Annotated in this window: 12 protein-coding genes and 1 pseudogene; 8 read left to right on the top strand and 5 right to left on the bottom strand. The window is 60.7% G+C overall.

What is annotated here, in order from left to right; translation table 11 throughout:
• The first annotated feature begins 39 nt into the window (after positions 1-39).
• A complete protein-coding gene (locus tag C4K27_RS20825) occupies positions 40-1101 on the top strand; it encodes a saccharopine dehydrogenase family protein (protein WP_053261973.1) in 1062 nt (353 codons plus the stop codon).
• A gap of 232 nt (positions 1102-1333) precedes the next feature.
• Here C4K27_RS20825 and C4K27_RS31520 read toward each other — a convergent pair whose 3' ends face one another.
• Together C4K27_RS31520 and C4K27_RS20815 are read right to left on the bottom strand one after the other, a co-directional pair.
• Positions 1334-1501, bottom strand: a complete 168-nt coding sequence (locus C4K27_RS31520) for a hypothetical protein (protein WP_238437613.1) — start codon at positions 1499-1501, stop codon at positions 1334-1336.
• Between the two features lie 89 nt (positions 1502-1590).
• Entirely contained in the window at positions 1591-2178 is a 588-nt protein-coding gene (locus tag C4K27_RS20815) for a TetR/AcrR family transcriptional regulator (protein WP_053261972.1), read from the bottom strand.
• Positions 2179-2325: 147 nt separating this feature from the next.
• On the opposite strand from C4K27_RS20815, the gene C4K27_RS20810 reads away from it, so the two are divergent.
• The 5 genes and pseudogenes from C4K27_RS20810 (at position 2326) to C4K27_RS20790 (ending at position 7078) form a co-directional block, all read left to right on the top strand.
• Positions 2326-3426 carry an alkene reductase gene (locus C4K27_RS20810; RefSeq protein WP_053261971.1) on the top strand — a complete coding sequence of 367 codons (1101 nt, stop codon included), beginning with the start codon at positions 2326-2328 and terminating at the stop codon, positions 3424-3426.
• A 72-nt stretch (positions 3427-3498) separates the two neighbouring features.
• Positions 3499-4287, top strand: a complete 789-nt coding sequence (locus C4K27_RS20805; protein ID WP_053261970.1) for an SDR family NAD(P)-dependent oxidoreductase — start codon at positions 3499-3501, stop codon at positions 4285-4287.
• A gap of 47 nt (positions 4288-4334) precedes the next feature.
• On the top strand, positions 4335-5204 hold the full coding sequence (locus C4K27_RS20800) for an alpha/beta fold hydrolase (RefSeq protein WP_053261969.1): 870 nt from the start codon (positions 4335-4337) through the stop codon (positions 5202-5204).
• Positions 5205-5280: 76 nt separating this feature from the next.
• Positions 5281-6279 (top strand): NADP-dependent oxidoreductase, encoded by a 999-nt coding sequence (locus C4K27_RS20795; protein ID WP_053261968.1) that lies wholly within the window; start codon positions 5281-5283, stop codon positions 6277-6279.
• 449 nt (positions 6280-6728) lie between these two features.
• Positions 6729-7078 (top strand): annotated as a pseudogene (locus C4K27_RS20790) (BON domain-containing protein).
• Positions 7079-7272: 194 nt separating this feature from the next.
• Here the strand turns inward: C4K27_RS20790 and argC are convergent.
• On the bottom strand, positions 7273-8199 hold the full coding sequence (argC, locus tag C4K27_RS20785) for an N-acetyl-gamma-glutamyl-phosphate reductase (RefSeq protein ID WP_053261966.1): 927 nt from the start codon (positions 8197-8199) through the stop codon (positions 7273-7275).
• A 112-nt stretch (positions 8200-8311) separates the two neighbouring features.
• Between argC and C4K27_RS20780 the strand changes: the two genes are divergently transcribed.
• A complete protein-coding gene (locus tag C4K27_RS20780; RefSeq protein ID WP_009044742.1) occupies positions 8312-9196 on the top strand; it encodes a LysR family transcriptional regulator in 885 nt (294 codons plus the stop codon).
• A 12-nt stretch (positions 9197-9208) separates the two neighbouring features.
• Here the strand turns inward: C4K27_RS20780 and C4K27_RS20775 are convergent, their stop codons facing one another.
• Positions 9209-9580 (bottom strand): PH domain-containing protein, encoded by a 372-nt coding sequence (locus C4K27_RS20775; protein WP_053261965.1) that lies wholly within the window; start codon positions 9578-9580, stop codon positions 9209-9211.
• A 270-nt stretch (positions 9581-9850) separates the two neighbouring features.
• On the opposite strand from C4K27_RS20775, the gene C4K27_RS20770 reads away from it, so the two are divergent.
• On the top strand, positions 9851-10267 hold the full coding sequence (locus tag C4K27_RS20770) for a T6SS amidase immunity protein Tai4 family protein (RefSeq protein WP_053261964.1): 417 nt from the start codon (positions 9851-9853) through the stop codon (positions 10265-10267).
• A 53-nt stretch (positions 10268-10320) separates the two neighbouring features.
• On the opposite strand, the gene C4K27_RS20765 is transcribed toward C4K27_RS20770, so the two are convergent.
• The gene (locus C4K27_RS20765) at positions 10321-11583 is read right to left on the bottom strand and encodes an OprD family porin (protein WP_053261963.1); all 1263 of its coding nucleotides are present in this window, start codon (positions 11581-11583) and stop codon (positions 10321-10323) included.
• Positions 11584-11682 lie beyond the last annotated feature (99 nt).

The following is an 11682-nucleotide window of genomic DNA, read 5'->3' as shown; positions in this document are numbered from 1 at the left end:
CACAGCTGGCCCTTTCCATCGTATCTTCAGGAGTAGCAAATGAGTTCAACACAGCAATGGATGATCTACGGCGCCTATGGCTACACTGGCGAGTTGATGGCTCGTGAAGCGGTGCGTCGCGGTATGCGGCCTGTTCTCGCCGGGCGCTCGGCCTGGAAGCTATTGCCGCTGGCCAAGGAGCTGGGGCTGGAATACCGCGCCTTTGATGTCGCCCTGGCGCAGGCCAACGTAGCGGGTATGTCCGCAGTCCTGAATTGCGCCGGGCCGTTTTCGTCGACGGCGCAGGCCTGGGTCGAGGCCTGCCTGAATGCGCGCGCGCACTACATCGACATCAGCGGCGAAATCCCGGTGTTCCAGATGTGTTATGCGAAGGACGCCGAGGCGGAAAAAGCAGGCATCATCCTGTGCCCGGGAGCTGGGTTCGATATCGTGCCGACGGATTGTCTGGCTGCCATGCTCAAGCACCAGTTGCCCGATGCGCAGACCATCGACCTGGCCTTCTCCTTCGGCACGCGCCCCAGCGTAGGTACGGCGCGAACCATAGTCGAGAGCGCCAAGGAAGGCGGGCTGATCCGCCGCGATCATGCCTTGCAAGCGGTAGGCAACGGTCACTGCTTGCGCCGCATTCGCTTTCCCGGAGGCGCCCGTTGGTCGGTGACCATTCCCTGGGGAGATGTCTACACCTCCGGTATTTCTACTGGCGTACCGAACGGGATGGTGTACACCGCCTTGCCGCTGGCGCTGGGACTGCTGATGCGTATCAGCAGTCCGTTCCGCGGCCTGATGGCCACCGCATGGGCGCAAAAGTGGCTCGACCGCCTGGCCGTGCGCCTGTTCGGTGGCGGGCCGGACGCCGAGGCCCGGGAGAACCAGCGCAGCGAGTTCTGGGGCGAGGCCGTCAGCGCTTCGGGCAAGCGCGTGTCAGCGACCATCTCGGCACCCAATGTCTATGCACTCACCGTAGATACGGCATTGACCCTGACTCAACATTGCCTGAACGCGACCAGCCAGGCGGGGTATTTCACACCCTCAATCCTGATGGGGCACGAGATGATTGCCAGCCGTCCTGGTGTTGAAGTACGCACCCATTTCTCGGATTGAGTGCATAGCGCCAACGCGATCGTAGAGGTTCCGATGAGCTATACAGAACAAGCTGCCTGGAAGCGTATCCAGGCTTTCCTTCCTGCTGCTTACCGCATCGATGCAGGCAACGCCCCCAGAGAAGATTACTGGGCCTGGCACCCGCATTGGTTGAGCGTTACTAAACGATCACACTTCGCGCGGGCAACCGTGCGGCAGTCATCGAGCGTTTCAAGCAACCGAACGCCACGCTTCACCGCGTCGTCGATCGTCGCGTCCTGCCCTCGCCGAACGGGATGGAAACATCGAAGGGCACGATAGCGATATCGGTAAAGCCGGCCGCTGTCAGGACGTCCAGCACGCGCTCACCCGTCGCGGGCGCGGCGGTTTCTATCGCGGCCTGGCCGAACACCGCAAACATGGCGTCGAGCCGGGCCTGGTTGGCGACCCAGTACTCTCCGCTTTGGTCATTCCAGTCAGCACGCTTTGTGCAACATCCATCTATCTGCTCTACGACTGAGTCTGCGATTGGCTAGATAATGATTCGGTCATTTGCGCGTGACACACCGCCAGAATCTCATCGGCCAGCGCCGAGTCGTCAGGACAGGCACGCGACAAGATGATCGCCCCGACCGCGCGGGCCAGCAGGTCGATCATTTTCACCCGCGCTTCACCCGGCGCCGCATCCGGCCCGGTCGGGTATTTTTCGCCGAGCGTTTGCAATGTGCGCTCGATGCCTTCAGCGAATGCCGACTTCAAATCGTCCGACTGACGCGCCGCGTCACCGCACAACGCCGCCATGGTGCAACCCGTGGCGCGCCCGTCGCGATGATCCCTGGACACATACACATCGATGAAATCCTTCACGCTCAATTCTTCGGCGCTGGCAAGTGGCTGCGCAAGGCTGTTAGCCGAGGCTTCGGCCATCAGGTCCGCCTTCGAACCGAAATGTTTGTAGAAACCGCCATGGGTGAAACCGGCGGCGGCCATCAAGTCGGCCACGCCGACACCGTCAAAACCGCGCTCGCGAAACATGATTGAGGCCGTTTCGACGATGTGCTCCCGGTTTAGCTGGGCCTGAGCCTTGGACACTCGCATGGGAAATACCTCGCTACCGCTGGAAAATCATCGGCTGATGATACATAGATGTTGACCATAATCAAAACCGTTGACAGTTTAGATTTCGATCATCATCCTAATTGAAAGCGACCTGACCATTTCCCAACGGACACGGAACAAACACCCATGAGCGACCTGAATCTGTTTACCCCTTACACGCTTGGCGCCCTGACGCTGGCGAACCGCGTGGTTCTCGCGCCACTGACGCGCAATCGCGCAGGCAAAGGCTTTGTGCCGAGCGAGTTCGCGGCTGCCTATTACAGCCAGAGGGCCAGCGCGGGCTTGCTGATTTCCGAAGCCTCGCAGATCTCGCAGCAGGGGCAGGGCTATCAGGACACCCCGGGCATTTACACGCAGCCGCAGATAGAGGGATGGCGCAAGGTGACCGATGCCGTGCACGCCAAGGGCGGGAGAGTTTTCCTGCAGTTGTGGCATGTGGGCCGCGTATCCCACGTGGATCTGCAACAGCACGGCGCGGCGCCGGTAGCCCCTTCCGTGCTTCGTCCTGCAACCAAGGTGTTCGTCAACAATCGCTTCGAGGACGTTTCCGAGCCGCGAGCGCTGGAGACTGACGAACTGCCGGGCATCGTCGACGATTTCCGCCAGGCGGCGGCAAACGCCATTGCGGCAGGCTTTGACGGCGTGGAAATCCATGGTGCAAACGGCTATTTGCTGGACCAGTTCATCAAGGACGGCTCCAACCTGCGGACGGATGCGTACGGCGGCTCCATCGCCAACCGTGCGCGCCTGCTGCTGGAAGTGACGGCCGCCGTGGTCGCCGAGATTGGCGCCGGTCGCACGGGCATCCGCCTTTCGCCTGTCTCGCCGGCCAATGGCATATCGAGCAGTGATCCACAGGCTCAGTTCGATTACATCGTCGAGCAACTCAATGCTCTAGACATCGTTTATCTGCACGTCGTCGAAGGCGCGACCGGTGGGCCACGCGATGTGGCGCCCTTTGATTTCGATGCCTTGCGCCGGCGCTTCAAGAACACTTACATCGCCAACAACGGCTATGACCTGGACCTGGCCACGGCACGCCTTACACATGACAAGGCTGACCTGATCGCCTTTGGCCGTCCATTTATCGGCAACCCTGATCTGGTGGAGCGGCTCAAGACCGGTGCGCCACTGTCCGCCTTCGACCCCACCACGCTCTACGGCGGCGGTGCGGCGGGATACATCGACTACCCGACGCTTGCCGAATCAAGCGCTGCCGCGAACTAGGCACTGGCCGATCGAGCCTGGTTTTATTCGTGCATCAATCCCAATTCATGTTCCCGAAAAAGAGCTGACATCATGACTACTCTCCCCACCGTTCTCATCACTGGCGCTTCCACCGGCATCGGCGCGGTTTACGCCGAGCGTTTCGCCCAACGCGGGCATGCTCTGGTGTTGGTCGCCCGCGACCACTCGCGCCTGGAGACGCTCGCCGCAACGTTGCGTGGCGAACACAACGTCGCCATTGAAGTGCTTCCAGCCGACCTGACTCAACTCAGCGACCTGCACATCGTCGAAGCACGCCTGCGGGATGACGCGCGCATCGGCATCCTCGTCAACAATGCCGGCGCCGCACAGTCCGGCCACTTCATCGAGCAAAGCACCGACAGCGTTGCACAACTGGTGGCCCTCAACACCACCGCGCTGGTGCGGCTCGCCAGCGCCATCGCGCCACGCCTGGCCAAGGCAGGTGAAGGCGCGATCATCAACATCGGTTCGGTGGTGGGGCTGGCGCCGGAGTTCGGCATGTCGGTCTACGGGGCGACCAAGGCGTTTGTGCTATTCCTTTCCCAAGGCCTGAGCCTGGAACTTTCGCCGCAGGGTGTTTATGTGCAAGCCGTACTGCCCGCCGCCACCCGCACGGAGATTTGGGATCGCGCCGGTATCGACATCAACACCTTGAGCGAAATCATGGAAGTGGGTGACCTGGTCGATGCCGCACTGGTTGGTTTTGACCGTCGCGAACCGGTGACCATTCCTCCGTTGCAAGAAGGCGAGTGCTGGGATGCCTTGCAAGCCGCGCGCCAGGGGCTTTTGTCGCAGATCAGGCAATCCGCCGTGGCGCAACGCTATTTGACTCAGGTCTGAACCCTGTCCAGCAGGTCGGCCTCGCCCCGCAATCGGAGGGAATAAACATGACCCCCATGGCTACCCGCAATCACTCGGGTTCGCAGCCGTCATTTATCAACGCGGTGAACCAGTCGGTTCTGATTGGCGGGATACCTTTCGCCTATCGTGACCTGGGACCCAAGACGGAGGTCCCGCTGGTCATGTTTAACCATTGGGGGGCCGTGCTGGATAACTTTGACCCTCGCATCGTCGACGGTCTGGCAAAAAACCGGCGTGTCATCACGACCGATTACCGCGGTATCGGTGGCTCGGGTGGCGCCGCGCCATTGACCGTCGGTGAGATGGCTGACGATGCAATCGGCCTGATTCATGCGCTGGGTTTTGACCAGGTTGACCTGCTCGGATTTTCACTCGGCGGCTTCGTCGCTCAAGACGTCGCCCTGAAAGCTCCCGAACGAGTGCGCAGATTGATCCTCACCGGAAGCGGACCGGCCGGTGGCACAGGCATCGACAGCCTCGGTTCGGTGACCTGGCCCTTGATGATCAAAGGTTTGCTGACGCTGCGAGACCCCAAGTTCTACCTGTTCTTTACCACCACGGCCAATGGCCAACGCGCCGCGTCCGAGTATCTGCAACGTTTGAAAGAGCGCCAGGAAGATCGGGACAAGGGCCCGACACCCCGCGCGTTTCTACGGCAGTTCAAAGCCATTACCGCGTGGGGCAGGCAGGCCGCGCAAGATCTCGGTCGCCTGCGGATGCCGACCCTGATCGCCAACGGTGACAACGACATCATGGTGCCCACCGTGAACTCGATCGAGCTGGCGCAGCGAATCCCCAACGCGCAACTGATCATTTATCAGGACGCCGGGCACGGCAGCATTTTCCAGCACCACACCGATTTCGTGGCCAAGGCCGTGGCGTTCCTCGACGCCTGACAGCCTGCACGTCTAATCGCCTCAAGGTTGCCGTGGCCGCGCCCATTCTCACTTCACCGACAAGAGTATCTGCAACATGAAGGCATTTTTTATCGACCGCTACGGCAAGCAGGACGGAATGCTTGGCGAAGTGCCCGACCCTGCGGTCGGTGTGCATGACGTTCTGATCCAGGTGCATGCAACGAGCGTGAACCCGTTGGACTCAAAGATCAGAACAGGGGAGTTCAAGCTGATCCTGCCCTATACCTTTCCATTGGTATTGGGCAACGACCTGGCCGGAGTTGTCGTTCGCACGGGATCGGCGGTGAAGCGATTCAAGCCAGGAGACGAAGTCTATGCCCGTCCTCCCGAGGCCCGGATCGGCACCTTTGCCGAACTGATCGCCGTGAACGAAAGCGCGCTCGCGCTGAAACCCTCGAATCTCGATATGGCCGAAGCGGCTTCCATTCCCTTGGCCGCCTTGACGGCCTGGCAGGCGCTGGTTGAGATCGCCCAGGTGAAAAAAGGCCAGAAGGTGTTGATTCATGCCGGATCCGGCGGTGTCGGCACGCTTGCCATCCAGCTCGCCAAACACCTCGGCGCCTTCGTTGCGACCACCACCAGCACGGTGAATGTCGAATGGGTGAAAGCACTCGGGGCGGATGTGGTCATCGATTACAAACAGCAGGATTTTGCAAACGAGTTACGTGATTTCGACGTGGTGTTGAACAGCCTCGGCGCCGATGTACTGGAGAGCTCGCTCAAGGTTCTCAAGGCTGGCGGACAGCTCATTTCCCTTTCGGGGCCGCCGACCGCGCAATTTGCCCAAGAGCAAGGTTTGTCCTGGGTGCTGGGGCAAGTCATGCGCCTGCTGAGCAGCGGTATTCGCAGAAAAGCCCGCAAGCACGGGGTGAACTATACCTTTTTGTTTATGCGCGCCGACGGGGTGCAACTGCAGAAAATCACCTCGCTTATCGAGGCTGGCGTCATCAAGCCGGTCATCGATCGTTCCTTCCCTTTTGAATCGATTGCAGAGGCGTTGCGGTACGTCGAGCAGGGCAGGTCAAAAGGCAAAGTCACCGTCACAATCAAATAGCGCACTGCAAAACATGTCGGTAGATAACGTAGACGCCACCCAGTATCAGGCTCCCGCGCCTGAACCAGAGCCGCCGCCCAACATACCCATACAGGAGCCGTTGCCACCGAAAGTCGTGCCTGCAGAAAAGCCGACGATCATCTGGCGCAGTTTGTTGCTGGAGCAGTAACGAGAAATGCTTCATTGCAATTGAAACGATGCTTGCTGCGTCACCGGCTCCCAGCGAATGGCAAGTTCGCCGAAAACCGCCATTCACGAAAGGGCCATCGGACGACCAGAACCCCCGCGCACCAAGCCCCGCCAGCCGCCGAACTATAATTAACAAGCACCCCATCTGCCCGGCGAGTAGCGCTGCGCCCATCGGTTACCCAGCAAGCTCACCCGCCCGGCAGAGGGCAGTCCAACCAAGGGGACGGGACGCCCAACTGATGACACGAGAGGGACCCGCCATGAAACTTCATTCCTTCCAGCATTACTCCCATGGCCTGGAAATGGCCGTTCACGATGCATGGGTCACCACCAAGGTGAGGTCGGCCCTGACCTTTGCCGAATCGACCCGTGGTTTGCCTATCCATGTCAAGACCCATGCCGGCATGGTTACCTTGAGTGGCCGGCTCAACACGCATAAACAGTGTGAGCAGGCTGTCAGCCTGACCCGGGGGTACACGGCGTCGCCGGCATCGATGCCAGCGACTTGCAGACCCATATGTTCACCCCGGGAAGCCTGCCTGAAGCGCCCAACGCCGAAGAGAGCCGCGAATACCCTTCGCCGTCGGCGACGAAGAGGGACGACAAATGACCAAGGCGAAGGCTTGAGCGTCGCGCCGGGAGGCCAGCGCCACGCTGGGTTCGATAGCCCTTTCGGCGGGGCCTCAGGAGGATCGTCAGCATGTTGAAAGCCCTGCCCGGTCGGGTGGGGCTTTCTCTCAGTTGCCAAAGGGGTGCCACCAAGCCAGGCCGTATCTGGCCCGTTGCAACGCGCAGGCAGTCCCTTCAGCCCAGCGCGGCCAGCATCAAATCCAGATTCTCCACTGCCGCCCCCGCCGCGCCTTTGCCCAGGTTGTCGAACACCGCCGCCAGCAGCACCTGCCCCTCACCCTCGAACACCATCAAGCGCATAGCGTCGGTATCGTTCAGCGCCCGCGGATCAAGGCCGGTGAGTTCTTGTGCCTGCCGAAGCGATATCACCTGCACACAACCGCTCCCCGCGTAGTGCTGCTCCAGGCAGGCCTGGATACGTGCGGCATCCACCCCCGGGGCGAGCAGGCGCAGCTGTAGAGGAATGGTCAGCACAATGCCCTGGCGAAAGGCACCGTAGGCCGGGACGAACAGCGGCCGTTCGCTCAGGCCACTGTGTTGCTGGATTTCCGGCACATGCTTGTGGGCCAGGCCCAGGCCGTAGATCTGGAAAGGGGCGGCTTGGGAAGCATTCGGCCCTTCGTGGGCTTCGACCGCGGCGCGGCCGCCGCCGGAGTAGCCGGAGATCGCGTTGATGCTGATCGGGTAGTCCTTTGGCAGCAGCCGGGCTTGCAGCAAGGGGCGCAGCAGGCCGATGGCGCCGGTGGGGTAGCAGCCGGGGTTGCTCACCCGTTTGGAGGTGGCGATGCGCTGTGCCTGTTGCGGGTGCATTTGCGCGAAGCCGTAGGTCCAGTGGGGGTGGGTGCGGTGCGCCGAGCTGGCGTCGATCACCCGCACCGCCGGGTTGCGGATGCTGGCGACGGCGTCGCGGGCGGCGTCGTCGGGCAGGCAGAGCAGGGCGATGTCGCAGGCGTTGATGGCTTCGGCGCGGCGTTGCGGGTCTTTGCGCTGGTCGGCGGCGAGGGTCAGCAGGTGCAGATCGCTGCGACCCTGCAGGCGCTGGTGGATCTGCAACCCGGTGGTGCCCTGGTCGCCGTCGATAAATACGAGGGGGGTGCTCATGCTGTGTGCTCGCAAGAAGGAAGAGTTGGGCAAATCTTCCGACTGAAGCTGAAATAGAGAAAGTTGAATTTAATAACGCTAAGCTTCAGTTTTTCTGAATCTGGAGCAGGCCATGCGTGAGATCAGCCTCGACCGGTTGCGCACCCTGGTGGCGATTGTCGACCTGGGTTCCTTTGCCGAAGCGGCCCGCGCGCTGAACCTGGCACCGCCTACGGTCAGCCTGCATATCGCCGACCTGGAGGCGCGGGTGGGCGGCTCGCTGTTGTCGCGCACCCGCGGTCGGGTGCAGCCGTCGGCCATTGGCGAAACCCTGGTGGAACGGGCGCGGCGCTTGTTGGCCGATGCCGAGCAGGCGCTGGAAGATGTGCAGCGCCAGGTGCTGGGCCTGGCCGGGCGGGTGCGCCTGGGGGCGTCCACCGGGGCCATTGCCCAGTTGCTGCCCCAGGCCCTGGAAACCCTTGGCCAGCGCCATCCGGGCATCGATCTGCAGGTGGCGGTGCTGACCTCCCAGGAGAGCTTGAAGAAGCTCGCCGAAGGTTCGCTGGATATTGGCCTGGTGGCCCTGCCGCAAACCCCGGTCAAGGGTTTGCGTATCGAGCCTTGGCGCAAGGACCCGGTCATGGCTTTCCTGCCGGCCCGCTGGCAATGCCCCGATCCGGTGACGCCGCAATGGCTGGCCGCCCAACCGCTGATCCTCAACGACCACAGCACCCGGCTGTCGCGCCTGACTTCGGAGTGGTTCGCACTGGGCGGCCAGCAACCCACGGCGCGCATCCAGCTCAACTACAACGACGCGATCAAGAGTCTGGTGGCCGCCGGTTATGGCGCCACCTTGCTGCCCCACGAAGCCGCCACGCCGCTGCCCGACACACGGATTGCCATGCGTCCGTTGCAGCCGCCGCTGTGGCGTCAGTTGGGCATTGCCCATCGGGACGGAGAGGTGGAGCGCTCGACCCAGCATGTGCTGGAGGTGTTGTGGGGCTTGAGCGCCGATTGATAACGGAGCGCCTTAGCCCAGCAGGTGCCTGGAGATGTACTTGGAGATTTCCACCATCGAAGTCTTGCCAGTGAACTCGAACTTCACCTTGCCCAGCGATGAAAAGTAGATCTCCAGCTCGGAGTCCAGGTCAAAGGTCCCGGAGGTTTCCACCGAGTAGGCGACGATGTTTTTGTAGGGCAGGGAGGTGAAATCCTTTTTGCTGCCGGTGATGCCCTGAACGTTGACCGCGATAATGCGCTTGTTGGTAAACACCACGCCGTCGCGCATGGCCTTATAGGCGTCGATCACCTGCTCGCCTTCCAGCAACAGGTCGCTGACCCGCTCGGCGTATTCGTCGTTTTGCTTGAGCTTGAAGAAGCCTTTGTTGTTGAAGTCGATCATGGGGAGCGTCCTTATTTTTGAAGTAATATTCCAGGTTTTTGCTAGCTGTTAAGGCGTATCGGACCCGGCTCAGGTTCCATCGCCGCTTGGGTACAGCGTTATACCAAGAGTTTGCTGGTAGCAGATACCAGTTAAGGCGATGTCTCCGATGGTCTTTGAATTATTCTGATCGACTTTTAACTGGAATTAATAATTCATGAGGTAGCTACTACTTTGGATTGCACATGATTCTCGGCATCACTGGAAGAGCAACTATTAGGAACTGAAAGGATGAAACGGATTTTAGCGGTATGGCTGTTGATTGCCGGCAACATGGGGAGTGTTGCCTATGCTGGGGGCGATATTACAGCGGCCCGGCAATCGTTGAAGAATTACGGCCTTGGCTATTGCATCGTTAATCAGTTCAAAAATGAGTCCGATGTGAAGAGCGATATTGAGTCGGCTATTGGCGCCTATTCCTTCATGGGAAGTGGTATGCACACCATTCTTCAGAATGAAGATACCCTGGAGACTCTGCATAATCCTTATGATGCAACGACGGACTTTGTATTTTCCATGTATGAGAAAACCCAAGCCAGTAGCAAATATACGGATAAGAAAGTCGTGTTTTATGCCTGTCTCGATATCTATAACTCCAAGGCGTTCGACGATTTTATCAAGACGCAGGACCCGTACATTACACAATGATGGGTAAAGAGCTGGCCGAGCGCGATATCCCATATCGCGCTCGCCACCCAGCCTTAAAACAACTTCCAGCTATAACTCAGCAACAACCGGTTCTCATTGATATCGGTCCGGTAATTCGAGCGCGCCAGCACATTGCGCACCTTGATCCCCAGCCCGCCCAGCGGCCCGGACTGGATCACGTAACCGATATCCAGGTCGCGCTCCCAGTCCTTGCCTTCATAACCCTTGCCGGTATCGACGTTGTCGCCGCGGATGTAGCGCACGGTGCTGGTCAGGCCGGGCAGGCCGCGGGCGGCGAAGTCGTAGTCGTAGCGCAGTTGCCAGGAGCGTTCGTCGGTGTAGGCGAACTCGTAGGTCGGCACTTCGTTGCCCAGCGGGGTGATGTTGGCGAAGACCCGGGGAAAGGCGCTGTCGCCGAACATGCCCTGGTAGCCGACATAAAAGGTGTGGCCGCCGCGTTTGGCCGATAGCAGTGAGAAGAAGGCTTGGTTGTCGATGGCGCCGAGCAGCTGTTTGCCGTCCTCTTCACTGTCGTAGTAGCCGAGGTTGGCGCCGAGTATCCAGTCGCCCAGCGGCTGGCTGTGTTTCAGGCCGAGGAAGCGCTGGTGGTAGATATCCTCCAGTTGGCCGTACCAGGCGCTGACGCTGGTGCGCTTGTCGTTGAAGGCGTAGTCGGCGCCGGCGTAGTTGAAGGCGTCGCTGCTGACGGCGCGTTTCGGTACATGGCCGAGCATGGCTTGCAGTTTGCCGTCGCCGGACTCGTTGCGCAGGCTGGTGGAGCGCAGGCGGCCGCCTTGCAGGGTCAGGCCATCGATGTCGTTGGAGACGAGGCTCGCGCCCTGGTAGGACGGCGGTAGCAGGCGGATATCGCTGAAGCTCAGCAGCGGCAGGTTGGGTTGCAGCTCGCCGAGGCGCAGCTCGCTTTTCGCCAGGCGCAGCTTCAGGGCCAGGCCGAGGCGGCTGTAGTCGTCGGCGGCTTCGCCATCCTCCTGCACCGGCAGCAGGCCGCTGTTGACCCGGCCCTTGCCGCTGTCGAGCTTGAGCCCCAGGGTGCCGATGGCATCCAGGCCTAGGCCTAGGGTGCCGGGGGTGTAGCCGGACTTGAAGTTGAGGATAAAACCCTGGGCCCATTCCTGGGCCATGGACTGCTCGGTGCCGCGGATATCCGAATAGTCGCGGCTGAAGAAATAGTTGCGGGCCTGGAGGGTGGCGGTGGCGTCCTTGATAAAACCGCCTTCTTCGGCAAGCAGGGGAAGGGGCGCACTCAGGCACACCGCGCTGCTGGCCAGCACGGCGAGGGTCTTCGCAGGTTTCATTGCTTTTACTCTTATTGTTATGGAAAGCAGTTCACTGCCGCGCAGGCTAGGGGCGGGTGTGGGGCGGGCACTATCCGCTGCGTGCAGACCTGTATCCCT

The sequence above is a fragment of the Pseudomonas chlororaphis subsp. chlororaphis genome, assembly GCF_003945765.1.
Classification (GTDB): domain Bacteria; phylum Pseudomonadota; class Gammaproteobacteria; order Pseudomonadales; family Pseudomonadaceae; genus Aquipseudomonas; species Aquipseudomonas chlororaphis.
This window is presented reverse-complemented; position numbering and strand designations above follow the sequence as displayed.

Excerpts from the sequence above, each read along its gene's own strand:
- C4K27_RS20825 (WP_053261973.1), top strand. The coding sequence starts at position 40 with ATGAGTTCAACACAGCAATGGATGATCTACGGCGCCTATGGCTACACT.
- C4K27_RS31520 (WP_238437613.1), bottom strand. The coding sequence starts at position 1,501 with ATGTTTGCGGTGTTCGGCCAGGCCGCGATAGAAACCGCCGCGCCCGCG.
- C4K27_RS20815 (WP_053261972.1), bottom strand. The coding sequence starts at position 2,178 with ATGCGAGTGTCCAAGGCTCAGGCCCAGCTAAACCGGGAGCACATCGTC.
- C4K27_RS20810 (WP_053261971.1), top strand. The coding sequence starts at position 2,326 with ATGAGCGACCTGAATCTGTTTACCCCTTACACGCTTGGCGCCCTGACG.
- C4K27_RS20805 (WP_053261970.1), top strand. The coding sequence starts at position 3,499 with ATGACTACTCTCCCCACCGTTCTCATCACTGGCGCTTCCACCGGCATC.
- C4K27_RS20800 (WP_053261969.1), top strand. The coding sequence starts at position 4,335 with ATGACCCCCATGGCTACCCGCAATCACTCGGGTTCGCAGCCGTCATTT.
- C4K27_RS20795 (WP_053261968.1), top strand. The coding sequence starts at position 5,281 with ATGAAGGCATTTTTTATCGACCGCTACGGCAAGCAGGACGGAATGCTT.
- argC (WP_053261966.1), bottom strand. The coding sequence starts at position 8,199 with ATGAGCACCCCCCTCGTATTTATCGACGGCGACCAGGGCACCACCGGG.
- C4K27_RS20780 (WP_009044742.1), top strand. The coding sequence starts at position 8,312 with ATGCGTGAGATCAGCCTCGACCGGTTGCGCACCCTGGTGGCGATTGTC.
- C4K27_RS20775 (WP_053261965.1), bottom strand. The coding sequence starts at position 9,580 with ATGATCGACTTCAACAACAAAGGCTTCTTCAAGCTCAAGCAAAACGAC.
- C4K27_RS20770 (WP_053261964.1), top strand. The coding sequence starts at position 9,851 with ATGAAACGGATTTTAGCGGTATGGCTGTTGATTGCCGGCAACATGGGG.
- C4K27_RS20765 (WP_053261963.1), bottom strand. The coding sequence starts at position 11,583 with ATGAAACCTGCGAAGACCCTCGCCGTGCTGGCCAGCAGCGCGGTGTGC.